This is a genomic window from Blautia sp. NSJ-175 (assembly GCF_022867815.1).
Lineage (GTDB): Bacteria > Bacillota > Clostridia > Lachnospirales > Lachnospiraceae > Blautia > Blautia celeris.
This window is the reverse complement of the sequence record NZ_JALIFQ010000005.1, coordinates 232,821-259,195: the sequence shown is the minus strand read 5'-3', so window position 1 is coordinate 259,195 and position 26,375 is coordinate 232,821. Positions and strand designations below refer to the sequence as shown.

24 protein-coding genes are annotated in these 26,375 nt (G+C 45.9%); 19 read left to right on the top strand and 5 right to left on the bottom strand.

Annotated features, from left to right (window positions below; translation table 11 throughout):
• The first annotated feature begins 3 nt into the window (after nt 1–3).
• The 7 genes from MUB35_RS10390 (at nt 4) to MUB35_RS10360 (ending at nt 7,007) form a co-directional block, all read left to right on the top strand.
• On the top strand, nt 4–675 hold the full coding sequence (locus MUB35_RS10390; protein ID WP_054352549.1) for a response regulator transcription factor: 672 nt from the start codon (nt 4–6) through the stop codon (nt 673–675).
• Nucleotides 663–1,859 carry a HAMP domain-containing sensor histidine kinase gene (locus MUB35_RS10385; protein ID WP_033142993.1) on the top strand — a complete coding sequence of 399 codons (1,197 nt, stop codon included), beginning with the start codon at nt 663–665 and terminating at the stop codon, nt 1,857–1,859. Before MUB35_RS10390 ends, MUB35_RS10385 begins: the two co-directional genes overlap by 13 nt.
• Before the next feature lie 133 nt (nt 1,860–1,992).
• A complete protein-coding gene (locus MUB35_RS10380; RefSeq protein ID WP_103732510.1) occupies nt 1,993–3,126 on the top strand; it encodes an aldo/keto reductase in 1,134 nt (377 codons plus the stop codon).
• An 18-nt stretch (nt 3,127–3,144) separates the two neighbouring features.
• Nucleotides 3,145–4,299 (top strand): metallophosphoesterase, encoded by a 1,155-nt coding sequence (locus MUB35_RS10375; RefSeq protein WP_244806160.1) that lies wholly within the window; start codon nt 3,145–3,147, stop codon nt 4,297–4,299.
• 89 nt (nt 4,300–4,388) lie between these two features.
• Nucleotides 4,389–5,465: an ABC transporter permease gene (locus MUB35_RS10370; protein ID WP_033142996.1), complete on the top strand. Its 1,077-nt coding sequence runs from the start codon at nt 4,389–4,391 to the stop codon at nt 5,463–5,465.
• Nucleotides 5,462–6,130, top strand: a complete 669-nt coding sequence (locus MUB35_RS10365; protein WP_227244335.1) for a hypothetical protein — start codon at nt 5,462–5,464, stop codon at nt 6,128–6,130. The genes MUB35_RS10370 and MUB35_RS10365 overlap by 4 nt, the downstream gene beginning before the upstream one ends.
• 4 nt (nt 6,131–6,134) lie before the next feature.
• The gene (locus MUB35_RS10360; RefSeq protein ID WP_244806159.1) at nt 6,135–7,007 is read left to right on the top strand and encodes an ABC transporter ATP-binding protein; all 873 of its coding nucleotides are present in this window, start codon (nt 6,135–6,137) and stop codon (nt 7,005–7,007) included.
• 75 nt (nt 7,008–7,082) lie between these two features.
• On the opposite strand, the gene MUB35_RS10355 is transcribed toward MUB35_RS10360, so the two are convergent.
• Complete coding sequence (locus tag MUB35_RS10355; RefSeq protein WP_103733008.1) at nt 7,083–8,510, bottom strand: S1C family serine protease; 1,428 nt, start codon at nt 8,508–8,510, stop codon at nt 7,083–7,085.
• A gap of 275 nt (nt 8,511–8,785) precedes the next feature.
• Between MUB35_RS10355 and MUB35_RS10350 the strand changes: the two genes are divergently transcribed.
• Nucleotides 8,786–9,439 carry an HDIG domain-containing metalloprotein gene (locus tag MUB35_RS10350; RefSeq protein WP_244806158.1) on the top strand — a complete coding sequence of 218 codons (654 nt, stop codon included), beginning with the start codon at nt 8,786–8,788 and terminating at the stop codon, nt 9,437–9,439.
• Between the two features lie 33 nt (nt 9,440–9,472).
• Here the strand turns inward: MUB35_RS10350 and MUB35_RS31015 are convergent, their stop codons facing one another.
• Together MUB35_RS31015 and MUB35_RS10340 are read right to left on the bottom strand one after the other, a co-directional pair.
• Entirely contained in the window at nt 9,473–9,628 is a 156-nt protein-coding gene (locus tag MUB35_RS31015; RefSeq protein ID WP_225305356.1) for a DUF6019 family protein, read from the bottom strand.
• A 274-nt stretch (nt 9,629–9,902) separates the two neighbouring features.
• Nucleotides 9,903–10,376, bottom strand: coding sequence for a GNAT family N-acetyltransferase (locus tag MUB35_RS10340; protein ID WP_054352562.1), 474 nt, complete (start codon nt 10,374–10,376; stop codon nt 9,903–9,905).
• A 475-nt stretch (nt 10,377–10,851) separates the two neighbouring features.
• Here MUB35_RS10340 and MUB35_RS10335 point away from each other — a divergent pair, with 475 nt between their 5' ends.
• Nucleotides 10,852–11,442, top strand: coding sequence for a GNAT family N-acetyltransferase (locus tag MUB35_RS10335; protein ID WP_244806157.1), 591 nt, complete (start codon nt 10,852–10,854; stop codon nt 11,440–11,442).
• Nucleotides 11,443–11,444: 2 nt separating this feature from the next.
• Here the strand turns inward: MUB35_RS10335 and MUB35_RS10330 are convergent, their stop codons facing one another.
• Nucleotides 11,445–11,885 (bottom strand): GNAT family N-acetyltransferase, encoded by a 441-nt coding sequence (locus tag MUB35_RS10330; protein ID WP_103732661.1) that lies wholly within the window; start codon nt 11,883–11,885, stop codon nt 11,445–11,447.
• Between the two features lie 556 nt (nt 11,886–12,441).
• Here MUB35_RS10330 and MUB35_RS30650 point away from each other — a divergent pair.
• Nucleotides 12,442–13,320 carry a sigma-70 family RNA polymerase sigma factor gene (locus MUB35_RS30650; protein ID WP_331477466.1) on the top strand — a complete coding sequence of 293 codons (879 nt, stop codon included), beginning with the start codon at nt 12,442–12,444 and terminating at the stop codon, nt 13,318–13,320.
• A 597-nt stretch (nt 13,321–13,917) separates the two neighbouring features.
• Nucleotides 13,918–14,904, top strand: coding sequence for a hypothetical protein (locus MUB35_RS10315; RefSeq protein ID WP_244806156.1), 987 nt, complete (start codon nt 13,918–13,920; stop codon nt 14,902–14,904).
• Nucleotides 14,905–15,011: 107 nt separating this feature from the next.
• Here the strand turns inward: MUB35_RS10315 and MUB35_RS10310 are convergent, their stop codons facing one another.
• Nucleotides 15,012–15,650, bottom strand: coding sequence for a type 1 glutamine amidotransferase family protein (locus MUB35_RS10310; protein ID WP_244806155.1), 639 nt, complete (start codon nt 15,648–15,650; stop codon nt 15,012–15,014).
• A gap of 223 nt (nt 15,651–15,873) precedes the next feature.
• Between MUB35_RS10310 and MUB35_RS10305 the strand changes: the two genes are divergently transcribed.
• From MUB35_RS10305 to MUB35_RS10270, 8 genes are all read left to right on the top strand, one after another.
• A complete protein-coding gene (locus MUB35_RS10305; protein WP_244806154.1) occupies nt 15,874–16,806 on the top strand; it encodes a helix-turn-helix transcriptional regulator in 933 nt (310 codons plus the stop codon).
• Between the two features lie 268 nt (nt 16,807–17,074).
• Nucleotides 17,075–18,364 carry a response regulator transcription factor gene (locus MUB35_RS10300; RefSeq protein WP_244806153.1) on the top strand — a complete coding sequence of 430 codons (1,290 nt, stop codon included), beginning with the start codon at nt 17,075–17,077 and terminating at the stop codon, nt 18,362–18,364.
• Nucleotides 18,351–20,126, top strand: a complete 1,776-nt coding sequence (locus MUB35_RS10295) for a cache domain-containing sensor histidine kinase (protein WP_244806152.1) — start codon at nt 18,351–18,353, stop codon at nt 20,124–20,126. The genes MUB35_RS10300 and MUB35_RS10295 overlap by 14 nt, the downstream gene beginning before the upstream one ends.
• A 228-nt stretch (nt 20,127–20,354) precedes the next feature.
• Nucleotides 20,355–21,731 carry an ABC transporter substrate-binding protein gene (locus MUB35_RS10290; RefSeq protein WP_244806151.1) on the top strand — a complete coding sequence of 459 codons (1,377 nt, stop codon included), beginning with the start codon at nt 20,355–20,357 and terminating at the stop codon, nt 21,729–21,731.
• A 16-nt stretch (nt 21,732–21,747) separates the two neighbouring features.
• The gene (locus tag MUB35_RS10285) at nt 21,748–22,617 is read left to right on the top strand and encodes a carbohydrate ABC transporter permease (RefSeq protein ID WP_244806150.1); all 870 of its coding nucleotides are present in this window, start codon (nt 21,748–21,750) and stop codon (nt 22,615–22,617) included.
• Nucleotides 22,618–22,630: 13 nt separating this feature from the next.
• Nucleotides 22,631–23,464 carry a carbohydrate ABC transporter permease gene (locus MUB35_RS10280; RefSeq protein WP_033141892.1) on the top strand — a complete coding sequence of 278 codons (834 nt, stop codon included), beginning with the start codon at nt 22,631–22,633 and terminating at the stop codon, nt 23,462–23,464.
• A 71-nt stretch (nt 23,465–23,535) separates the two neighbouring features.
• Nucleotides 23,536–25,311, top strand: a complete 1,776-nt coding sequence (locus tag MUB35_RS10275; RefSeq protein ID WP_244806149.1) for an alpha-amylase family glycosyl hydrolase — start codon at nt 23,536–23,538, stop codon at nt 25,309–25,311.
• A 5-nt stretch (nt 25,312–25,316) separates the two neighbouring features.
• Nucleotides 25,317–26,351: a uroporphyrinogen decarboxylase family protein gene (locus MUB35_RS10270; protein WP_244806148.1), complete on the top strand. Its 1,035-nt coding sequence runs from the start codon at nt 25,317–25,319 to the stop codon at nt 26,349–26,351.
• Nucleotides 26,352–26,375 lie beyond the last annotated feature (24 nt).

Below are 26,375 nucleotides of genomic sequence, written 5' to 3'. Positions count from 1 at the left end.
TATATGTATAAACTGTTGTTTGTGGATGATGATAAAGCTCTCCTGAAAATGCTGGAGAATTATTTCCGCTTAAGGGGATACCGCATTTTGCTGGCTGAGGACGGTCTGGAGGCATTGAAGAGGATTGAAGATACCCCGGACCTGATTTTGCTGGACATCAATATGCCCCGCATGGATGGAATGGAGCTGTGTGTGAAAATCAGGGAATTTGTCTCATGTCCCATTCTGTTTCTCACAGCCAGAGTGGAGGAGCAGGACCGGGTGAACGGCCTGCTTTCGGGGGGTGATGATTATATTGTCAAGCCATTCAGCCTGAAAGAACTGGAAGCCAGGATCGGGGCGCATATAAAGAGAGAAGAGCGAAACAGGAAAAGGCCGCAGCTTCGATACCGGGAGGGCCTGCTTTTAGACTACAGCGCCAGAAAAGTCCTCTATGATGAACATGAACTGGAGCTTACAAAGCTGGAGTACGACATTGTGGAATTCCTTTCCAAGAATCCGGGCCAGGTGTTTGACAAGGAGAGGATTTACGAAAAAGTCTGCGGTTATGATGCGGAGGGCGACAGCAGGGTGATCACAGAGCTGATTCGGAGAATACGCAGAAAAATAGGGGAGTACACCGGTACAGAATATATTGAGACCGTGTGGGGAAGTGGATACCGATGGAAAAAATAAGAAATCTTTCGCTCAGAAAAACTATCGTGCTCTATATGTCCGCTGCAATTGTCATCTCCTTTTTCTTGTCTGCGGGAATCGTCAGGATGGCGGAACAGACGCAGAAGCAGATCTGGGCCGGCTATATGGACGGGGACAAAGTATCGGATTATGAGGAGAAGACAGGATACATCGCTGAGATCACAAGGCCTGCGCAGAATGATATGCTGCACAGGGACCATGTCATAACGGAAATCTGCGATGCAGTGGAGACCTGGACCATGCTTGTCATTCCCATGATCGGCAGTGTGATCGCGGTATTCTGCTTCTATCGTGACAAGATAAAAGAACCGCTTCAGATACTGACAGAAGGCTCCAGGAAAATACAGGAGAATAACCTGGATTTTCCTGTGGATTACAGGAAGAAGGATGAGATGGGCAGCCTGTGCCGGGAATTTGACCGTATGCGCGCCCAGCTTAGGGAAAACAACCAAAAACTCTGGTCCGCAGTGGAACAGGAGCGGACGCTGAAGGCAGTCATTGCCCATGATATCCGTTCCCCTCTTGCGGTGCTGCGGGGATACCAGGAAACACTTATAGAGTTTCTGCCCACAGAGCAGTTAAGCCGGCAGGATATGGAGGAAATGCTGACGGAAGGAATGCAGCAGATCGACAGAATGAATGCCTTTGTGGAACAGATGAGACAGCTCTCCGGTATTGAGGAGAGGGAGATGCATGCAGAGAAAATAGAGACTGCTGTTCTGCTTCGGTATATGGAACAGGCAGCAAAGGCCTTGGCAGACCGGGAACCGTGCCATACGGTCATAAAAGCGGAGGGGATGCCGGACCACTTTTGGGGGGATTCTTCTATCATCTGCGAGGTGTTCGACAATCTGCTGGGGAATGCCGTGCGGTATGCCCGCCATATAGTTGTGATCACCATGGAAGTGAAGGACCATATGCTGTTTATCTCCATGGGGGATGACGGGGAAGGGTTCCACGCCGAAGCGGAAGCAATCACGAAACCCTTCTATCACGATAATCTGGCAGATGACCTGAAACACTTTGGCCTTGGCATGTATCTGAGCAAATTATACTGCGAGAAGCATGGAGGAAAACTGCTTCTGGGCAGCGCCGATCTGGGCGGGGCCTATGTAAAAGCAGGATTTTGCATAGAAGAATCCCGGACGGATACAGCCCTATAACTGCAGCCGTTCAGACAGGCTGAGTGCTTATTCATAACCGGAAGCTATGGAAAAACATACGTTATAAGTATTTGCGTCATGTGCAGCAATGATATAAAATAGATACAATAAGCAGAAGAAGGGAGCGTACAAAATGATTTATAAAAATTTTCAGGATATGGAATTATCTGCGCTTGGAATGGGAGCCATGCGTCTTCCGGTCATTGACGGAGAGGATTCCAGGATTGATGAACCGGCAGCCGCTGAGATGGTGGCATACGCCATGGAACACGGCATCAATTATTATGACACCGCCTGGGGGTATCATGAGGGAAATTCAGAAACCGTTATGGGCAGGATTTTAAATCAATACCCACGCAGTACCTATTATCTGGCTACAAAATTCCCGGGGTATGACCTTTCCAATATGGATAAAGCGGAAGAGATATTTGAAAAACAGTTGGAAAAATGCCAGGTGGACTACTTTGATTTTTACCTGTTCCACAACGTGTGCGAGATGAACATTGACGCGTATCTGGATGAGAAATACGGTATTTTCGACTATCTGATGAAGCAGAAGGAAAAGGGAAGAATCCGTCACCTGGGCTTTTCCGCTCATGGAAGTTATGACGTTATGAAGCGTTTTTTAGATGCATACGGAGAGCATATGGAGTTCTGCCAGATTCAGTTAAATTATCTTGACTGGTCTTTTCAGAATGCAAAAGACAAAGTGGAGCTGTTAAATGCCCATCATATTCCGGTATGGGTAATGGAGCCTCTGCGCGGAGGACGCCTTGCCTCCCTGTCCGCCGAAGACAGTGACAGGTTAAAGGCGCTGCGTCCGGATGAGGATGTTCCGGCATGGGCTTTCCGGTTCCTGCAGGGAATCCCGGAAGTGAAGATGATCCTGTCCGGCATGTCTGATTTTGCGCAGATGCAGGATAATATACATACCTTTGAGACGGATAAGCCTCTGGATGAACAGGAGAAAAAAGTTCTGTTTGAGATCGCTGACAGCATGGTAAAGCACATTGCTCTGCCCTGCACGGCATGCCGTTACTGCACCAGCCATTGTCCTCAGGAGCTGGACATTCCCATGCTTCTGGAGCTGTATAATGAGCACTGCTTTACAGGCGGCGGCTTTCTGGCGCCTATGGCTCTGCAGGCGGTACCAAAGGAGAAGCAGCCCGGTGCGTGTATCGGATGTAAAAGCTGTGAGGCAGTCTGTCCGCAGCAGATCAAGATTTCAGAGGCCATGGCTGATTTTGCAGAGAAGCTGAACGGCTGATCATCGGAGGCTGAATCAATGAGTTATCTGCTGTTTCCTCTGGTGGTTTATATCCCGGTGGGGACATACCTCTATTTCTTTTTCAGGCGTTTCCTTGGGCTTTTTGGACTGGGAAAGCAGAAAAAGGCGGTGCGGATTTTGTCTCTGCTCATAACACTTGCCTGTGTGGCCCAGGGGTGGATGTTGTATGGGCTGGGAGCTGTGATCATCCTACATTTTTTTGTGCTCAGTATTTTGATGGATGGCATTTACTTTATCTGCAGAGGAAAGTTCCGAAAGAAAAAAGCCCGTAAGATATGGGGGTTCCTCCACGCAAGCGGTGTGATTCCTCTTTTGGTGATCTGTTTGATCGCAGGATACGGTTATTTTAATATAAATGATATCAGAAGGACCGAATACCGGATTGAGACAGAAAAACAACTGAGCCGGGATTTGAAAATTCTCCAGATTTCGGATCTTCACATGGGTACCACCATGGATATAGGAAAATTAAAAGACTGCTGCGATAAGATGCAGAGGGAAAAGCCGGATCTGATCGCCCTGACCGGGGATATATTTGATGAAAATACATCCAGGCAGGAGATGGAAGCCGCGGCAAAAGTTCTGGGTGATATTGGGGCTGAATATGGCACGTATTATGTGTTCGGAAACCATGACTATAATGCGTATACCGGCACCCCGGTCTATTCACCGGAGGAGCTTTGCAGTATACTGGAAAGCAGCGGCATCGTTGTACTAAAAGATCAGGTTTATACCGTAAACGATGAGCTGACTGTCATCGGAAGAACAGACGCCTCTGTCGGGAGCATGGTCTCTCCAAAGGGAAGAACCGGGATAGAGGAGCTGTGCAGGGAGATAGACGGCAATACTTTTGTGCTTCTTCTGGACCATCAGCCCACAGAACTTCGGGAAAATGCAGAGGCGGGTGTGGACCTTCAGCTTTCCGGCCATACCCATGCGGGACAGATCTGGCCTACCGGGCAGGTGGGAGAGCTGATCGGGTTTACAGAGCTGAATTATGGATGGAAAGAGATCGGCGGACTTCAGGTGATCGTGAGTTCCGGTATAGGCGGCTGGGGATATCCCATACGCACAGGAGGACATTCAGAATATGTGGTGGTGACCGTGTCAGCAGAAAAAAATGCTCACACGGCCCGTGTGTTTGCTCCGTAAAAGAGCTGTCATGTTTGGCAGTTCTTTTTTTGTTGTCTTTTTGTTGTGATTTCTGTTTTACAATAAGATCAAGACAGGAGGAAAACAATATGAAGGTAATAATGAAAAGAGAGCTTAAAAATTATTTCAAAAATCCCATCTATTATGTGGGTATTCTGCTGATATTCTTTGAGGTTTTTCAGATCATGCAGCCTTATCTGCAGCTGCATTACTGGGAAAGTGATGCACAGGTGGAGGCGGCAAAATTAGAGCATATAGGTGATGCGGATGTGATGGATGGATATTTTCCTTCCACAGAAAAAGAACAGATTGAGATCGCCATGCCGGATATCTGCAGAGATCTCAATGAGGATTCGGGAATCAGTAAAGAGGAAACAGATCAGATGACAAAAATGTTTCTGGAAGAGGGGTACAGCCAGGAAGAAATCATGAATTACCTGATTGAACATTATGATTATCCCAATGCGGATTATTATTTCCAGGAGGCAGAGCTCAGACAGGGGACTGCAGAGGAAGTCAACGCGTATATGGATGAAAAATTCAGCCAGATGCGGTATTCAGAATACTTTGCCAAGAAATATACGGATTTTGCAGGGCTTTTCTTCGTGTTTTTTTCATCTATACTGATGGCATTTTTATTCCTTCAGGATACCAGGAAGAATACTTATGAACTGCTTCACACAAAGCCTGTTTCCGCATGGAAGTATGTGACCGGGAAAATAGCGGGCGGTTTTACGGCACTTTTGCTGCCGCTTACGGTTATGACCGGGGTATTTACTTTTCTGTGTATGCACAGAGGAATGGAACAGGGGTTTCCCGTTGCCGTGTGGGATGTATTCGCGTCGGCTGCGGTGTATATCCTTCCCAATCTTCTTATGGTCATCTGTGTGTATGCTCTGACTGCCTTCTTTTTTAAGAATCCGCTGCCGGCAACACCGCTTCTGATCCTGTATATGCTCTATTCCAATATGGGAAGTATCGGGCCGGATGGAAATTACGGCTATTTCGGAAGGCCTCTGGCTATTATAGTCCGCTTTCCGGGACTGTTTTTGGATACCACGCCGCCTCCGCTGGCTCTTATGAACCAGACTGCGCTTCTCATTGCAGCAGCTGTGATCATATGGGTCTGCGTGAGAACATGGAAGAAGAGGAGGGTATTTGGATGAAAGAAATAAAAATAAGCCTGCCGCCGTATAAAATGATATGTGCTCTGTTTTTCATCCTCATTCTGGCAATTGTGAGGGGGATTTCAAGCGTAAACGAAATCGGGCTGACCATTGATACTTATGTTACACTGCTGGCGCTTGTCCTGTGTGCGGATACCTGCTATCAGGAGATTCCGGGAGGCGGATGGGAAATACTTGCCATAAAGCCGGGAAAACAGCAGAGGCTGACCATTCTCAAACGATTTGCTGTTCAGTATGTTTTTTTGATCGGTACGGCAGCAGCAGGATACGGATTATTTTATCTTATACAGCAGCCATATATACGGGAGAATGAACTTTATCATTTTGTAACAGCAATGGCGGCAACAGCAGCGAGTATCGTCTTGTTCGGAGCACTTCCGGTGCTTATTTCCAAAATAACCGGGAGCCTTTGGGGGGGCATTGGCGCAGCAGCAGCACTCTGGTTTTTTCTTATATCGAGCGGAGCTTTAAAACTGCCCCTTTTTCTTCAGATCTTTGCATTTGGAGGGACGGAAATGGGGGATGGGGACTTACGGTGGATTTACGGGAAGATTACCGCACTGGTCCTGGGAGCTGTCTGCATTGGAGCAGTCGGAAATTTCGGCAGACATTTTGGTAAGAAGAGAATGAAAGGAAAAAGGTGATAATATGTCAGTTAGATTAGAAAATGTAACCGTTGCGTTTCAAAAGAATGTGAAGGCATTGGATGATGTTTCGTTTACAATTCCCTCCGGCGTATACGGACTTCTGGGTGAAAACGGAGCGGGAAAGACAACGCTCATGCGGGTGCTGGCAACACTGTTAAAACCCACATCCGGGGATGTATTAATGAATCATTTGGTGTATCGGGAGAGCAATTATCCTTCCATACAGAAGAAAATCGGGTATCTGCCCCAGGAGCTTTCCCTGTATCCGAACCTGACGGTACGGGAATGCCTGGAATATCTGGGAGGACTGTCCGGTATACCAAAAGATGAATGTAAAAAAAGGCTTGATTATTATCTGGAAAAGACAAGTCTGGAGGAGCACCAGAAGAAGAAAATGAAACAGTTGTCCGGCGGAATGAAGCGGAGAGTCGGCCTGATCCAGGCGCTTTTAAATGAACCGGAGTTTCTCATTGTGGATGAGCCTACGACCGGTCTTGACCCGGAGGAGAGAATCCGTATCAGAAATCTTCTGGTGGAGTTTGCCGTGGGGAGAACCGTCTTGTTTTCCACTCATGTGGTGGAGGATCTGGCGGCCACCTGCAGCCAGCTGACTGTGCTCAAAAAAGGAAAAATGCTTTACAGCGGTTCCGTGAAAGAGCTGTTAAAAAGGGCAGAGGGACATACCTGGATCTGCAGAATGGAGGAGGAGGCGCAGGTGCGCTCTTTGGAACAGAAATACCGTGTTTCATCCAAACAGATTCAGGAGGACGGGATGACGGTCCGGGTGATCAGTCCGGAAAAGCCGGATGTTCCCTGCAGCCCGGCAAAGGTGACGCTGGAGGATGCGTATATCTATGTGTCAAATTTTCAGTAACTGATAAAAGAGGCTCCGGCCGCGGTTCTGTAAATACCGCGGCCGGAGCATTTTGTATGATATGAGACATTTGTATCAGCGAAAGTTATTCCCTGCAGGAGAGGGAGCATTGCTTTCCTGGCTGTTCTGTGTATCTGTGCTGCTTCCGAGTGTGATGGAGACCGTCTTTTCTTCATAGCTGTTGTTCTGGCCGGGAACCTGCAGAGTTACCTCCACGGTCTCGCCTGCCTTATAATACTGGAGCAGATTCTGAAGCTGGCTGATCGCAGTGACGGATTCGCCGTCAAATTTAGTCAGGACGCTGCCCGGGGTGATGCCTGCTTTCTCTGCTGCGCTGCCTTGGGTGACGTCTGAGATATATACGCCTTTGGGAAGGCCGTAGATTTCTTCTGCCTCACTTGTGACATCGGCACCTTTGATCCCGAGACTGCCCTGTTCGCCTTCCGCAACTTTTTCGCGTGTTGTTTTGTTCATAAGGTTTTCAATGATATCTGATGCCCTTGACATTGGAATGGCATATCCCATGCCTTCCACCTCTGTGGAAGCCAGTTTGGCGGAGTTGATGCCAATGACCTCGCCGTTCATATTGAGAAGGGCGCCGCCGCTGTTTCCCGGGTTGATGGCAGCGTCTGTCTGGATGTAAGTGGCAGCGTTAGAATCATCGGTACCTGCTTCTGAGGAAGAGCCGGAGAGTGTACGGTTCACAGCGCTTGCAATGCCTGTTGTGACGGACTGTCCGTAGCCAAGGGCATTGCCGATGGCTACAACCTGCTCGCCCACCTTCAGGGAGTCGGAATCGCCGATATTGGCAACCGCGATGGCGGACATGGTTTCGTCGGAAATGCTGTCCAGCGGAACGGCAATAACGGCCAGATCGTTGTCCGCATCAGTTCCTTTCACTTTTGCTTCCAGTACATTGTTGTCAATAAAACATGCGGAGAGGGTGTCTGCATTTTCCACAACGTGATTGTTGGTTACAATCAGAAGTTCCGTGTCATTTTTCCCAATGATGATACCGGAACCCTGGCTTTCCGTCTCCTGAGTCTGGGGATAACCGCCGTATCCGAACTGGCTGAAATAATTCTGAACCTCCTGTACGGATTTATTGGTTATAGATACAATGGAGGGCATGGCTGCCGCTGCAATATCGGAAACATCCAGGCTTCCCGTATTGCTGCCGGAACCGCCGGAAACTGCTGTGGTCTTCAGAAGACCGGCCTTTGTATCACTTGTGCTGCCAGCAGATGTATTTGCGGCTGCGGCAGGTGAATTGGCAGCGTAAATATGATTGACTGCCTGGAAAGAACCGGCTGCCACAGAACCGAACAGAACAGCACTCAGAGTCAGGGAGCCAATGCGTTTTGCCAGAGTTTTCTTTTTGTTCCGGTTTCGTTTGGACGGCTTTTTATCCGGATTCGGAGAAGATGCCGGGCCTTCGGAAAAGATTGGGTAATGGGACAGTTCGCTGTTGTTATCTGAATTAAAATCGTAGTAGTTTGACATAAGAATTCCTCCTCAACTTTTTATTTATTTTTTGTTTTTTTGTGTTTGTTATTGTATTTGGTATCTCTTTGTTTATGTCTATAGCATATCGGATAATTGTGGCGAAATTGTCGTGATTCTGTGATAAAATTGAGGAGGAAGTGTGTAAATTTGGTGAACTGTTTGTTGGGGATGGAAGTTCGAGGGATTTACGGAAGGCTTGATATAACCGTATTCTTCAGATAATAGAATAAAGATTTATTACAGTGGAATACTGACTGAGAGGTGGAAAATACATGAGTGATATAACAAAAAGCATGCAGAATCTCTATGTTGATATAGAGAGCCATTTGATGAGGGATAGAGAGCCATCGATTTATTTAAATGAAATCTATGAGAATCCGGATTTTCAGCAGTATCCGTTTGATATGCTGCATAAGCTGAAAAATACTGTCCAGTCTCCCATACACCATCCCGAAGGTAATGTATGGAATCATACGATGCTCGTTGTAGATGAAGCGGCAAAAGTAAAAAACAGGAGCAAAAATCCGTTGGTTTTTATGTGGGCAGCCATCCTTCATGACATAGGAAAAGCGGTAACGACCAGAAGAAGAAAAGGCAGGATCACGGCATATGACCATGATAAATCCGGCGCGGTTCTGGCACATAAATTTCTGTCACAGTTTGTGCAGGATCAGGAGTTTGTGGAGGAAGTTTCACAGCTGATTCGATATCATATGCAGATTCTGTACGTTGTGAAAGGACTTCGCTTTGCAGATATTGAGGGAATGAAGTATCATACCGATGCAGATGAGATTGCGCTTCTGGGGCTGTGCGACAGACTGGGAAGAACAGGCAGTAAAAGAAAAGAGGAAGAAGAGAATATCAGGCTGTTTTTACAGGCCTGCGATATTTATCCAGTCTCCCAAAAACCGCACCGGAAGGATTAATGTTCTGGTGCGGTTTTTTGTATACCATAAGTCTTATTCTGTTTTTCCATTCTTTTTTTGGATTTCATCATGTGCTTCAAGAATACCATTTTTAACAGCTCGTTTTATCACAAGATATAAGACAAAACAAAATATAAGAATCAAACTAAGGCTAAATAGTGAGTTAAACAATGAAGAAGTTACTTCCATTTGGCGTTATCTCCTTTCCGAGTTTTAAGGGTGATAGAATGGTCATTCTGTGTATGGGCTAAAACAGTTAATGTGGTCTATATTATATCATCCGCTGTTCCGGTAAACGCTGTTCATGCACTAACGTTTATTATATTTACATGAACGTTGCGTGAAAGATGGATGAGTTCCGGGATGACAGAGAGTCTAAGTGCACTGGCATGTGCGCTGCCTAAAGCAGAAAAAAGGGCTGCACACCGGCAATCATATGCAGTCCTTTTTATAATGCGGTATCTCAGAAGCGGTATTCCATTATGAATTCTTCTTCTTTGTCAATGACGGGTTTAAAGCCGCATTTTTGATACATACGCAGCGCGTAATTTTCTTTTTGCACGGACAGGGAAGCTCTTTTATACCCCTTTTTTCTTAATAACTCCAGCATCTGTCTTATAAGTTCTGTCCCGATGCCGTATCCACGGTATTCTTTATAGAGAGAAATCGCAAATTCAGGTGTCTCATCATCAAGGTCCCCATATCCGTGAATATTTCTGACCCAGACTGCGCCAACCACCTTATTGTCAACCACTGCGCACAGGCAGGCATCATCTTTCCCGGTCCCGAAATCTTTGATGTAGACTTGCAGTTCAGGCTGATGGATGATTGTTTTCGGAAACGGATCGTCCCCTTCCCGCTGGAAAATAGATTCATACAAAAAATCTGCCAGAAGCGGATACTCCTGCGGATACATTTCCCTAATTGTATATTTCATAATTACCTCCGATTTTTATAAGTTAACTTAGAAACCGGTCTTCTTTCCACACATACGGATCCCTCCTTCTCATATATTCCCATTGTATCAGGCTGCTCTGTCCTTGTCCAGAAGCAGATGATGAAAGGAGGGATGTCGGTAACCGTTCAGCCTTCCACTGTACAAAAGGAATACCATACTGTATATCCCTGTTGTTTTGTGTTAAGATATAGGTAAATATTAGTCTGGTGAATGGAAAATGGGGAAAAATGAAGCGACGCTGTTATCATGGATGATCTGGATATTCCCATGATAAAGGGGGAGAGCTGGACTGTTTCCTTGACCTGGAAGAAGATGCAGGGAAAAGGGAACTTCTGGAGGCGATGAAGGGCCACATGATACGGCAAGGAAGCATTACAGGAAAGTACAGGTGCTGATGCAGGCTTATGGGTTTGGGGTAAGATATGCTGCAGGGTAAAGAGTGAGGGGGAAGATTATGGAACGAAATCAGGAAATTCGTTACACAGAAATAGAGAAAACAGATGCTTACATCTATGATAAAGTTGAAATGAAGGTAAGGGTTGAAGAAATCTATGAGGTGGTAATAAAAGATCTGGACGGTATCAGTTTTATAAAAAGAGCCGTAGCCCCATATATAAAAGATTTTTCCGGCCATGCGAATTATAAAAGGTGGAATCAGCAGTTTGATCTGTCAAACTGGCACTTTTTCATGGCTTTTGACGGAGAAAAGCCGGTGGGTGGAGCTGTTCTGTGCTGCAACAGCGCGGAGCTTCATATGCTGGAGGGCAGAGAGGATTTGGGGATTCTCTGGGATATCCGTGTGGATTCCGCATATAAACGCAGAGGTGTCGGAGGAAAACTGTTTGATATGGTAATGAAAAAAGCAAAAGGGCTGGGGCTCTGCCAGCTTAAAATCGAATGCCAGAATAATAATGTCCCGGCAGCTGCGTTTTATTTTAAACAGGGGGCCCATTTGGGCGCTGTCAACCGGTATGCGTATTATGGAGATGCGGATGAGGAGGTACAGTTTCTGTTGTATTTGGATATAGAGGCCGCAGGGGTGTGATATCAGGTATCAATCCGGGTCATTTCTATCAGTGTTTTGTTCCGGTATAATAAGTCATCTCTCACAGTGAATCCTTGTTTTCCCCAGAAATGGTTTCCCTCTTCATTCCTGGAAAAAGTGACAAGTGCCGCTTTGATAATACCAAGGTTTTTTAGTGCGTCAAGCGCCGCACGGACCAGCTGGCTTCCGATTCCCTTCCGGCGTGCCGATGGGCTGACTGCTGTGTGATAGATATATCCCCTTCTTCCGTCATTTCCCGCCAAGATGATACCTGCAATCCGGCCGTTTTCTTCTGCCACAAAGCAGGTGTCTGGATTTCTTTTCAAAAACCTTTCAATGCCTTCTTCTGCATCATCAATATTGTTTAAACCCATGCCTTGACAGGACATCCAGAGGGAGTAAACAGAGTCATAATCGCTGATTTCCATTTTTCTGATTTTCATAAATACCTCCATAGAATAAAATATTTGTTCCTTTTGAAAAGGCAGCTCCTGGTAAATGATATACTACTATTCATATTTTTCTAAATGAAATGTTCTTAATTTATCGCTCATCTGGAACCTCTTTTATAATCTGCCTTTTATAAATCCCACTGCAAAGACAATGAGGGCCAGTATGATCCAAACTGCTGCTATAGTGGAGTTCACATGTATAAATTTATTAGCAACGATTAAAAGCAGCAGCATTACTATAGAAATAGCATGTAATGTACTTCGTTTCATAATAACATATTCCTTTCCTATATGTCCTGACAACCGGTATGTGCTTATTTTACCACGTTGGGATTAAGTCCGTCAATTTTATAAAAAGGCAGGAAATACTAATAATATCAGACCGTCGAAGGGGTACAAAAACCATACTTCTGTAACGGAAGATATTTTTCTGCTATAATGCCTTTGCGGTGAATTATTTCAGTTACGAAATATAAAAGAAATCGAAAATAAAAAATGTAACGTTTCTGCGGCACGGAAGTTAATAGAATAGGAGGGGGTGAAAGATATGGACTTTGAGCAGATATATAAATCCTATTTCAAAGATGTTTTTTTATATTTACGCAGTTTATCCGCCAGTGAGGATATGGCAGAAGAAATCACACAGGAGACATTTGTCAAAGCCCTGAAAGCAATAGATACCTTTGATGGCTTTAAGAATATACGGGCATGGCTTTTTACCATTGCGAAGAATACATATTACACATATTGCAAACGCAAAAAAATGTATGCATATGAGGAACTGCCTGATAATGCAGGAAATCCGGGGGCATCCTTTGAAGAAAATTTTGTGGATGAAGAAAGGGCTTTTCTGATTCATCGGTTTCTTCACAATATGAAAGAGCCTTATAAGGAAGTATTTAACCTTAGGGTTTTTGGAGAACTGCCGTTTGAGAAAATAGGGTTACTTTTCGGGAAAAGTTCTGGCTGGGCCCGGGTCACAGATGTGCTTCCTCTGTATCTGGATGATGTAGTGAGTGAGGATACAAAGAATATGGTAGAGGAGCATTTAAAATCCTGTGAATCCTGCAGAAAGGAGGCGGTACTCCTTAATGAAGATATGATCCTGCCGTTAGGGTCCGGGGCACAGGATGCAGAAATAAAGACATTAAAATATTTAAAGAAACAGTTTCGGAATAAAAAAGCAGTGGTTTCTGCGGTATCTGTTTTTCTTGCATTTATCATAATGCTGGGCACATATGCTTTACTGGTAACGCCAAAACTCTTCATTCCTTATGACAGTACATGCATAAAAGTCGAAAAAATTGATGAAAAACTTTATGTACGATATATCGGCAGTAATTTAGATGGAAGTGTTGCCAGAAACTCTTTTCCAGTTAGAAAGGGACGGAGAGAAAAAAGATGTGACATTTTTTTATATCTATAAATCACCCTGGTCTGAATTAAGAGCTTTGTTACAGAAGGATACAGAGGATCATTTGATTTTTCTTGGGAATGCAGATGAGATAGATGAGGTGTATTACGGTAAGTTTAGGATTGAACGTCCTGAAGAACTTTCGGCAGACTTAGAAGAATCAGAACTAATCTGGAAAAAATAACGGGAAAAGGTATCTGTTTTATATTTACAGGCGGTTTTATCGGGCTTACATTCCTGTTATGTGTATGTGGGCATCGCACGGATGGTGCTGCGGGAAATGCGGCAGAAGGATGGGATTCAAGAAAGTATTTGCGAATCAGTGTTCTTATTGCCGCAGTTCCGGGGCGGATGGATTTAACAATCTGTTTTGTTGAGCTGGGAGATATTTCGATTGCAACAGAGCGTTATTTCTGTTATACTCAATTAACAGATATTCTGAAAATTTATTTTCTATATTAATCCAATCGGCAATCTCTGTCGGAATTCACTATGTAAAAGTAACTGAATAAAAAACAGCGGAAGCGGCAAGTTGTGGAGCAGGTATAATTCTGTTATAATGTTTACAGGTTCCTGAGGCTTATGGCTGCTTCGGAAAGACGAGGAAATATGAACAGAAACAGAAGGAGAAAGATAAGCAGAGCCATCAGAAGGAAACAAGTAAACAGAAATTACAAGGATAGCCTGTTCCGCATGATCTTCGGGAACAGAAAGGCTGCACTGAAGCTTTATAATGCCATCAATCATTCCAATTATCAAAATCCGGAGGATTTGGAGATCACTACAATTGAGGGTGCCATTTATATGGGTGTAAAGAATGACCTGTCCTTTTTGATCGACAGTGTGATGAATCTGTATGAAGCCCAATCCACCAGAAATCCCAATATGCCTCTGCGGGGATTGATTTATTTTGCAAGAGTATATCAGGGATATGTGGAAAAGAGAGAGCTTGATCTGTATTCCGGCAGCCGTATCAAAATCCCGCTTCCGCGGTATATTGTATTTTATAACGGATCGGAGGAAGAACCGGACCGCCGGGAGTACCGTCTGAGTGACGCATTTGAAAAGAAGCAGGACAGTTATTGCCTGGAATGTGTGGCCACGGTTCTGAATATCAATGCAGGACATAACAGACAGTTGATGGAAGACTGCAGCTTGTTGTGGCAGTATGCTTCTTTTGTATCAAAGGTGCGGCTGTATCTGGAGATGTACCCCGAAGATTTGGAGGGTGCAGTGGACAGAGCGGTGGAGGAATGTATTGCGGAAGGTATTCTTGCGGATTTCCTGAAGAAAGAGCGAGGAGAGGTGAAAGACGTGATACTGACAGAGTATAATGCGGAACGCCATATTAAAAATGAGAAAAAGCGCAGTTATGAAGAAGGGGTAGAAAAAGGAATAAAAGAAGGAATCGAGAAGGGAATCGAGAAGGGGATAGAAAAAGGCTTGGAACAGGGGATAAGGGCGTTTATAGCTGAAAAAGAGGAGGAGCGGACAGAGAGAACAATTATAATAGAAAAATTACAAAGACACTTTATGCTGGATAGAGAAAAGGCAGAGTATTATTATAAGCAATTCTCAAAAGAACAGAAAAAGTAAGTCTTTAAAAAAGAGATATGACAATTTATGCCATGTCTCTTTTCGTATATGTCTGTTTTGCCTGGCATATGTAATCCTGCCGTAATCTGTCTATGACAAAATATATATCAGCTCTCAGTGCCTGACGGCAAAGTCTGCATAAGAGCAAAAAAATATTCAGGCTTACCGGTATTAAAATATTCATACCAGGCTTCCAGTGTGTCTGCTTGAAAAACACCTAAATACGCAATGATTTGTCTGGCCCACAATAAAGCTCCGGTGGAACTTGCGGTAATGAGGTTGTTATCCCATATGGAGGGCTTGTCGATATAAAAACTTTGCCCATTATAACCGGGAGAGATCATTTCAAGAAATCCCGGTCCATTGCTGGTATGCGGGCGCTGATTCAATACCCCAATGCCGGCAAGTGCAGCGGTAGCCCCACAGATTGCACATACCGCAGCGCCAAAAGATAGAAATTCGCTTGCTTTTTTCATGATAGCGCCGCGGCTGGGGGCGTTCCATGTATTTGCACCGGGTAACAGCAGTACGCTTGTCTTGCTCACCACAATATCCTCGACCAGGCAGTCCGGTACAATTGTCAGGCCGCCCATTGTGTGGACAGGCTCTTTTGAATCACTGACCGTCTTGAGCGATACAGACGGTGCATCCTCTTTGAAAAATCGGCCGGAATTCAGCTCCGCGGTGACATACCCAATCTCCCAGTCGGCTAAGGTATCAAGAACATAAACATAGATTGTAAACATAAATTTCCTCCGTTTTCATTTTAGTATTGATGTTACTGTTCAGTCAGGTCTGCGCATTGACTGTGCTGACATTTGCCCCATCGCAAAGCGATTTTTAATGAGCGTATACACGTAACAATTCAACTGGATGAATCATTACTTATTGATTTGTTTTCAGGCTTATTGTACCATGTGATTGTTGACAACAATATGGCAGCAATCCAAATCGAAAGGCGGCTATCAGATGAAAGTAGACAGACTGGTCAGCATTATTATGATACTCCTTGATAAAAAACGTATCGGTGCACAGGAGCTGGCAGATATGTTTGAAGTCTCACTCCGCACAATCTACCGCGATATAGATGCAATCAACATGGCGGGGATTCCTGTTCGCGGGGCACCGGGAGTGGGCGGTGGTTTTGAAATCATGGAGGGATACAAGATCGATAAAAAAGTTTTTTCTGCTGCGGACCTTTCCGCTCTCCTGATGGGGCTTGCAAGCCTTTCAAACATGGTACGGGGAGATGAGCTGGTACACGCACTTGCGAAAGTCAAGAGCTTTATACCCGCTGACAGAGCAAAAGAAATTGAATTGAAAGTAAATCAAATATGTATAGATTTAAGTCCCTGGATGGGAAAAAGCGACATACAGCCATATTTAGAAAAGATCAAAGCAGCAATGCAGGAGAGTAAACTGCTTTCATTTGAATATATAGCCCACCACGGGAATAAAACCGTACGGAGCGTTGAGCCTTATCAGCTTGTACTGAAAAGCAGTCATTGGTATTTACAGGGGTATTGCCATGCAAGAAATGATTTTCGCTTATTCAGATTATCCCGTATGTCGAACCTGCAGATGCAGGAGAAAATTTTCACACCACGGGATTATGAAAAACCCTTTATAGGCTTTGCGGAAATCCTGGAAACCATGCAGACAGAAATTAAGATCCGCATCCACAAATCTGTCATGGACAGGGTACTTGATTTTTGCACGTATGAACATTTTTCGCCGGACGGTGATGCGTATTACATTGTCAGCTTTCCTTTCATAGAAAATGAGTATTATTATAATATTCTCATGAGTTTCGGAGATAAATGCGAGTGTTTAGAGCCGTTACATATCCGTGAGGAGATGAAACGCAGAGTGCATGATATAGCAGCCCTATACGAAAACTAAAGTGTGGTATAGGTCCGGGCAAACATTGCTGTACCAATTCCGGTGCAACAGCAATTCCGACACAGCGCCAATCCCGGCGTAGCAGTGACTTCTGTCTCTGCCAAAACCGCACCTGCCGAACAATTCTTATATCAAAGCCACAGCACAACTCTGTCATAAATTCTAAAAATTCCCAACAGCGATTAAAGACTACCAAAACCCCATTTTCCGCGGTATAATAAATTCATTATACAATGCACATTCCTCTTAGCAGGAAGAAAAACTTACCATGAAATACGAAAAGATGCGGGGCGGAAAAATGGAGAAGATCAAGATTTTTTTGGTGGATGATGAGGCAATCATTTTAAAAGGGTTGGAGACTACCTATTCCTGGGATAAAATGGGGGCAGTGGTGGCAGGCACATCACGAAATCCCAGGAAGGCCGTGGATGAAATTTTGGAAAAACGGCCGGACATTGTCATAACAGACATCCGTATGAAACAGATGTCAGGCCTGGACCTGATCCAGGAGGTGGACAGGCGGGCGGAGAAGAAATGTTTATGGATTGTCATCAGCGCATACCGGGATTTTGAATATGCGCAGAGGGCATGTGAACTGGGGGCGTTTACATATCTTCTGAAACCCATTGAGGACAGTAAACTGGAGGAAGCTGTTTTGAGTGCTGCGAACGCCATACGGCAGAGCAGAAAGAGCAGGAAGATCCTACAGGACTATGAACATTTCATAGAGAATAACAGAAAAGTCTTTGAAAATTATATGGTGGGAAAGTTCAGCGGGGATCAGATAGATGAGGAGGAGCTGCAGGAGGCATTGGTGCGTTTTGGGGGAAAGGATTGGGATGCCCTATTTTATCGGGCTGTCTGTATTGATTTTGTCAGAACACAGGACGGGAAATATATGCAGGCGGCAACACAGGAGGAGATTGCCGGTTTTTTGGAAAGTGACCTGGGGGATGCCTATCAGTATTTTTATTTTCAGAATGAAAGCGGGTACAGGATCATCATATTTGCAGCTTCCGGGGAAGAATACTTGGTACTTCCGGTCCTGGAGAGAGAACTGGAGATGCTGAGACAAAAATTCTCGGTGGATTTTCGGTATGGCATATCCGGACTGAGCAGAGCTATAAAAGGATTAAAAGAAGTATATGTACAGGCAGTTGAAAACCTGGAGCAGATGAATGAGAAGAAGAGGGATCTAAGAGAACTGGATCAGATTCGCAGCCATGCCAGGACTTATATCAGCCAGGCCGTCTGCTACGTGCAGGAACATCTGAATGATGAGTTTTTGAGTGTAGGCATGGCGGCAAGGGAGGTGCATCTAAATCCCGTATATTTCGGCCGGCTTTTCGGGCAGGGAATGCAGAGGTCTTTTAAACAGTATCTGCTGGAAGAGAGGATGAAGCTGGCGAAAAGTCTGTTAAAAACTACAGACGATACAATAACGGAAATTTGTGAGAAGGTGGGGATACCCAACCCATCATATTTTACACAGCAGTTCAAGAAGCATGTAGGGTGTCTGCCGACAGAGTACAGGAAAGAAAAGTATGAAGAACAGTAAACAATTTTACGGTATACGCAAAAAGCTGGTGGTCTTTACCATTCTGGCTGCAATCCTTCCCCTGGGTATTATGGGGGTTGTCCTGGCAGGCTCCATAAACAGAAACGTGACAGAATTGAATCTGGAGAACTATTCCCACAGCAACAGCAAGATGATTGGCAATTACCAGATGATGGAGCAGGGATTTGATGAGCTGACCAGAAGCTATATTACAAATTCCTATATCCAGAAATCCCTGGAGAGGAAAGAACTGCTGCCCCAGGATAAGGCATACGTCAACAGAAGCCTCTGGTATCCCAATAATCAGTATACGGAATATGGGATATTTATTGACAATAAAGGGAATGAATACTTCTCCAATAAAGTGATAGAAAATGTAAATCCGGAGGATATCCTGTCAGAGGAATTAAGTGAAGCGCTTAAGGATAACTATTCCCTGACAAAGATAATGTACAGTACGATTAACCGGAACGGACAGGAAGATTCAGGCATTTTTCTGGTCCGGAATATACGGCACATGGAGCAGAATGTAAGCCCCGGAGTTCTGATCGTCAAGCTGAACCAGGATTTTTACGACAATATTTTCTTTGATGTGAATCAGCATACACCTGCAGTCTATGCCATGGTCACCATGGACGGTGAGATCTGCTGCCGGACGGGAGGGGAAGGACAGATCAGCCGTGAAATCTTGAGAAAAGCCAGGGAGGAACTGCCGGATGAAGCCGGTGAGGTGGTTCACTTTGCGGCAGACAGCAGAATTTGTTTTGCCAATACAGATAAGGACGGGGAATTTATCTTTCTTTCCGTTGTACCGGAATCTGTGGTGCAGGCTCCGGCGAGAAATTTTTTGAAAAGTCTCGGCCTGACCATGCTGATCTCTGCTATTGTCTGCGTCATTATGTCTGCCTTTGTATCACATCCCTTCCGGAAAGCGATTTCAGGCATCAGCCGGATCATGAGCCATTTTGACGGGGAGAGCCTGAATCAGGAAATACAGATCAGCACCAACACAGAGCTGGACCATGTGGCGGTTTCCTATAACAAAATGCTCAAGCACATAGGCAGTTTGATGGAAGAAGTGAAAAAGGAGCAGGAGGAAATCCGCATCAACGAATATAATTCACTGGTCTATCAGATCAATCCTCATTTTCTGTATAACACACTGGATAATGTACATATGCTTGCCAGGATGGACGGCGATGAGACGATGGTGAAACTGATCCAGTCCCTGTCCCGTATGCTGAGAATCAGTATCAGCAAGGGTGAAAATGATGTTTCCCTTAAAGATGAACTGGAGCATGTGAAATGTTATCTGAATATAGAACAGATCAGAAATGAGAATCTGTTTCAGTATGAGATAGAAGCGGAGGAGTCCATTCTGCAGGTGAAGATTCCCAAGATCATCCTGCAGCCTGTGGTGGAAAACTGTATCAAATACGGTTTCGCTGACATAGACGAAGGCGGAAGGATCAAAGTGGATGTAAAGGCCGCGGATGGTTTTATGGTTCTGCAGGTCAGCAACAACGGCAGCGTCATGGAGCCGGATATCCTGGAGAAGCTTAACCAGATGCAGTACCAGGGAATGGAGGAGATAAAGCAGGCATTTCCCCAGAAGAAAGGGGGATACGGCATATCCAATGTGGTGTGCAGACTCTGCCTGCGGTACGGAAGCTGTTTTCAGATCCATTATGAAAGTTTTGAAGAGACAGGGACAGTCTGTACCATCAGGATTCCCATGGCAGCAGATGATGATGCGGGATAATAGGCGGGGAACCGCAGATAAAACAGGTAAATAAGGCGCAGGACAAAATGCCGATTGTCCCGCGCCTTTTTTAGTATAAATATACGAACTGTAGGAGGAAGCGCTGCATGTGTCTGTGGATATCTTTAATATGTATAAAAAACAACAATACAGCTATAATTTTTTGTATATGTTGAAACACAGAGCCTGCTATAATACAGTCATCAAAAGAAAAGGGGGTTCCTGTTAATGAAAAGGAAAAATATCATGAGGATTTTAAGTCTGGCAACTGCACTTATGCTGGCCGGATGCGGAGGAGGAAACGGGAAAGACGCTGCCGGGGAGACCGGAGACAGTAAAGAATCAGCCTCTGAAAGCCAGGCAGCAGGTGAGAGTGAAGGGGAGGTGAAAATCCCCATAATTATCACAACGGGCGCCAATGACGCAATGGATATTCAGATGAAAGAGGTAGTGGAAGATTTTAACCGGGAATACAAGGGAAAATATCAGATGGAGGTGGAGTATCTGGCTGGCGCATCAGATGACTACCGCTCAAAACTGAAAATGCTGAATGCCTCTAACTCACTTCCGGCGCTGATCCAGGTCGGTCCGGAACCGGCTTTTTATGATCTGCTTGTGGAAAATGACAGGCTGGTGGATGTGGCACCTTATCTGGAAGCAGATCCGGAATGGAAGGGTCAGCTGATGCCCCAGGGGATTGAAGCGTTTACCAGAGAAGACGGCAAAATGTATCTGATTCCCAGTGCCGGCCTTCAGCTTTCGGGATTTTACTATAATAAGGAGTTATTTGAGCAGGCAGGTATTGAGACATTCCCTGAGACCTGGGATGATTTCTGGAAGGCATGTGATAAGTTAAAAGAGGCGGGTATACCGGCACTGTCCCTCCACACAACGGAGACAGCCTGGTGTCCGATGCTTCTTGCCACCGCTTATCTGGGGGGAACAGAGGAAGGACAGAAGTTTATGGCGCAGCAGTTCCCGGATAACTTCGATACCCCGGAATTTAAAGAGGCAGTGGAAGTTCTGAAAAAGCAGTTTGATTACACCACATCCGACGCAGTGGGCGGAACTTATGCGCTGGCTGCCAATAATTTCTTCAGCGGCAATTCAGCCATGATAGCCAATGGTCCCTGGATGATGTCAAGCCTTACGGACCCGGATTATGCCTCCGAGGGATTCGCGGATAAAGTAGGCTATGCAAAGTACCCCGGGGATGTGATGATCGGTTCTATGGAGCAGTCAAGCTGGTGTATTACCACAGATCACGGACAGGATGTCATAGACGGCGCTGTTGAATTTATGAAATTCTATACAAAACCTGTGTACAGCACCAAGAGAGCGGTTGAGGCAGGGGAACTGTCCTCTGTAGTGGATTTCCCGCAGGATGAATATGACAAGATGATTCCTCCTATGAAAGATTGTGTGGATGCCTCCTCCGATGTGAGCATTGTGCTGCCGAGTTACCAGACGAAATGGGACCCTGTTTCCCAGAACGATGTATTCGGAAGGGAAATTCCCAATCTGGTGTCAGGAAGCATCACGGTGGATGAATTTATCCAGATGATGAATGAAGGAGCCGCACAGTATAAACAGGATATAGAATAGGCAGAGGGTGATGGGGATGAAACAGAAAAACAAAGTCTGGATCGTTATTTTTTTGGCTCCTACACTGGTGATGTTTGCTTTGGTTTATCTCGGGCCTATGGTTCTGGCTCTGGTGTCCAGCTTTACCAAATGGGACGGGATGCAGAGTATGCGTTTCATCGGTCTGGAGAACTATATCAAGATTTTCAGGGATTCCGTATTTCACGCTGCCCTTTGGCATACTCTCTTATGGGCATTGCTGGCTGTGGCGGTGCATGTTCCCTTCGGTGTGTTAGTGGCGCTGGTGCTGAAAAGAAAGAGAAAAGGCTGGAGATTTACCAGATCCGTATTCATGCTTCCCAACATAATCTCCAGGTCCGCTCTGGCGCTGATGTTTGTATTTATCTATAAGCCGGATATGGGAATCCTGAATATGCTGTTAAAAAGTGTAGGGCTGGAACATCTGACCAGAAACTGGCTGGTGGATTCCCAAACAGCATTTTTAAGTGTTACCAATATCTGGCTCTGGTATGCGGCTGTCATCACCCTGATCGTCCTGGCGGAACTCAGCTCTATTTCTTCGGAAATAGAGGACGCCGCCAGGATTGACGGGGCAACAGCAAGGCAGGTGGACTGGTTTATATACCTTCCGCTGCTCAGAAGAGCGATCGGAACAGGAGCCATTGTGGCAGTCACATCGGTGTTCAAGGAATTTGAGTCCATCTATATGACTACAAACGGAGGTCCCGGAGATTCCAGTATGACCATATCTGTCATGATGGTGAACAAGATTATTCAGAGTAATCAGTACGGCTATGCCAATACACTTGGAATACTCCTTCTGGTCCTGGGTATCCTTGTTATGTTGTTCTGCAACAAACTGTTTCGTATGGACAGTGTAGATTGAGAGGTGGAGAGGTATGAAAGTAAAAAAACAGACAGGACAGCGGGTATTTGATTACTTTATTATGGGGATCGTGATCATCATTTCCCTGTTTCCTTTTTTATGGGTGCTGCTGTCTTCCTTTAAGACAAACAGTCAGATCCTTTCCTCCAGCTTTTCTCTGCCGACTTCATTTTATACAGACGGATACAGGATCGCATTGGAGAAGGTGGACATTATCTCACGGTTTTTCACCTCCCTGTTTGTGGCCGGGATCAGTACGGTGCTGGCAGTGGTGCTTTACTCCATGGCAGGATATGTGCTGGCGAGAACCGATTTTAAAGGGAAGAAGATAATCTTTATGCTGCTGATCTCTTCCATGCTGATTCCCTCCAATGCCATGGTGCAGCCGGTTTATTTTGTTATCAATAAGCTTGGGCTGTACGATACGAAGGCAGGACTTATCCTTATTTATACCGGATTTGGCATGGCGCTCAGCCTGTTCCTGATGAAGAACTTTTTCATGTCAGTTCCCAAGGAACTGGAGGAGGCGGCTTATATGGATGGGGCGGGATTCTTAAAAACATTTACCAAGATTATGCTGCCCCTTAGTAAATCTGCCATGGCAAGCTCCGCGATCCTTACCTTTATTTTTTCATGGAATGAATTTATGTATGCCATGCTGCTTACTTCCAGTGAAAAGAACAGGACACTGCCGCTGACGATCAAGTATTTTACATCTACGTTCAGCTTCAATTATTCCTCAATGTTTGCGGCGCTCGTGATGTGTATCCTGCCCACAGTGATTGTCTATGTGATTCTGCAGGAGCAGATTGCAGAGAGTATGGTGGCAGGTTCTGTCAAGGGATGAGAGCATGTCGAAGCGTACAGCCGGGGACGGAGTGAACGGTAACTGTTATTGTGAAAGAGAGGGAAATTCTTATGGATTATGAGATCATAGACGCGCCGGAGTATCTGGAATGGCTTATTATCTATGAAATTGCAACAAAAAGCTTTACTTCACCGAATGGTCCGGAGTCGGGCACCTTTGCTTCCATGGAAGAGAAGCTGCCGTATCTGGAGGAGCTGGGGATTAATGCTGTCTGGCTTACCGGCCATCAGCTCTGCGACAAAAGCCATTTTTATAATATCTGGACAGAATATGCGTGTATCCGTCCGGACTGCATCGACCCGAGTCTGGGGACAGAGGCGGAGTTCAGGCATTTCGTAGAGAGTGCCCATAGCCGCGGAATCAAAATTTTTCTGGATGTAATAACCCATGGCGTCATGGAGGACAGCCCGCTTGTAAAAGAACACCCTGACTGGTTTCTGGGAGGTTCCTGGGGGATGCGTGATTTTGACTGGTACGGCGGACACGCAGATTTGGATGCATGGTGGGTGGATACATGGCTGTGGTACATAAAGGAATTCGGGATTGACGGATACCGGCTGGATGTTGCCCATTATCGGAATGATCTCTGGGCTTTGATCCGCAGAAAAGCGGCTGATATGGGAAAGAAAATAGTGATCATTGCAGAGACAGGGCCTGCAATTCCCGGTGTGACAGACATCCTGCAACACGGGGAAGCCGTAAGCCACAATCATGGCCTGAACCATTCTTTCAGAATGCTGCACGACGCAGCAGGCTACTGCAGGGACAGGCAGATAAGGGCCAATGAGCGCTGGGAAGTGAAGATTTTTTATGAAGACGGAACCATACAGGACAGCAGGGACAGCTCCTGGTTCGGAAAGAGCAAAGTGCCGGAAGTGATCTTTGAGGGGGATGTCACAGAGAAAATTGTGTGCGCAGACGGCTGTGCATCCTATCGTATCCAGAAGGGCAGGCTGCGTGTGGAGAACATCCACGATGAAAAGCGTATTCAAAACATTCAGGTGATAAATAAGGCCGGTCAGGTCTGGAACAGCAGTCGGGAAGGTGTTCTGGAAGTGGACTACACAGTGGAGTATACAAAAGCCAAAAATAAACTGACGGTATATTTTCCATACAGGATTCAGGACGGACAATTTTTATCTGTTCAGCTTAGCTGTCACGATGACGGATGGGTCGGTTTTCCGGAGGAGGAGAGCCCGTATGCGGCAAAGGGAAGCCGCTATCTGGCCGGATACACAACACTTCTGGCCCCGGCGATTCCGGTGTTCATGTCCGGGGAGGAGTTTAATGCAGACTACCGTCCCCTGCCGCAGCTCGCTCCCGGCTTATATGGTGAGGGAGAACCGGGAAAAGGCCGCTGGCTGTACGGAAGCTGGATAGACTGGGAACAGTTGAAGAATCCGGAAAAAGCAGCAATGCTGGAAGATATGAAGCGTATCATACAGATCCGCAGAGCACATCCCCATCTCATACGGCCCGGGAAAATGGGGGAGAAAACAGACCGTTTCTGCCCTGTGGATTACGACGCGGAGGAGATACTGCCCATTCCTTATTGTTACAGGGAGGAAAATGAAGTGCTTTTGATCGCCGCCAACCCTGACGAGGAGAAAGATGTATGGATCAGGCTGGATCTGTCACAGATACTGCAGCCGGAAAGCCGCTGCCGGGTATCGATTCTGTTCGGAGAAGCGCAGGGGGATGAGGCAGAATTTGTGGAAAACGGGATAAATCTGTCTGAACATAAATGGCTCATCAGGAGAGACAAAACCAGTAGGGGCGGACTTCTGGTGCTGAAAATAGAAGAGATACGGAAAGGACAGGAATAATCCATATGAAAGAATATATGAATTCATATGAAAGGTGTCTGGCTGCCATTCAGTTTCAGGACGTGGATAGAATGCCCACAGATCTGCATAATTTTCTGATGTGCGCAGAAGAGTCAGGCATGGATTTTGGAGAGTTTGTGCTGGATGACAGTATAATGGCCCGAATGCAGATAAGTATGTGGGAAGAGTTCGGACACGATATGCTTCTGGTTGAAAATGGGACAGCAGCGCTTGCGCAGGCCCTTGGCTGCGGCGTGATTTACAGGAAAAAAGGGGCACCGGTGGCGCATACCACAGCAATAAAGCGTTTGGAAGATGTGAGGAATCTGGAGATGCCGGATAATTTCTGGGAAAGTCCGCTTCTGAAAGCTCAGCTTCTGACTGTGGAGCGGCTGGTGCAGCATTTCGGCAGGGAGGTGTTTCTGATCGGGCGCGGGGACCAGGGCCCCTTCAGCCTGGCTTCCCAGCTCTACGGCATGGACCGGCTGCTGGAGGATCTGATGGATGAGGACGCGGAGGAGGACATCCGCAGACTGCTGGATTTTTGTACCCGGGCGTGTATTGCCTACCATGAGAGACTGCTCCTGCTGGGGGTTCCCATGACTTCCATGGGTGACAGCACCGCAGGGCCGGATGTGATCTCACCCGCCATGTATGAAACTTTTGCCATGCCTTATGAAAAACAGGTGATAGAAGCGGTCCACAGAAAAGGCGGCCTGATTTCCCTTCACATCTGCGGCAACGCCACAAAGATCATAGATAAGATGTGCAGTCTGGGGGCGGATGTGCTGGAGATAGACCAGAAAACAGACCTGGAGGCAGCAGTCAGAGCGGCAGAAGGAAAGTGTGCACTGCTTGGTCAGATAAATCCCGTACTGCTTTCAGGCGGTACGCAGCAGGAAGTGAAAGCAGCGGCGGAGCGGATTCTTGGGATCACCGGAGGAAAGAACGCCACCGGGTTTATACTGGGGCCGGGATGCGCGCTGGGAGGGGATACGCCGAAAGAGAATATACATGCAATGCTCAACAGTGTAAAATAAAGACAGTTTTTTACGGACATCTGA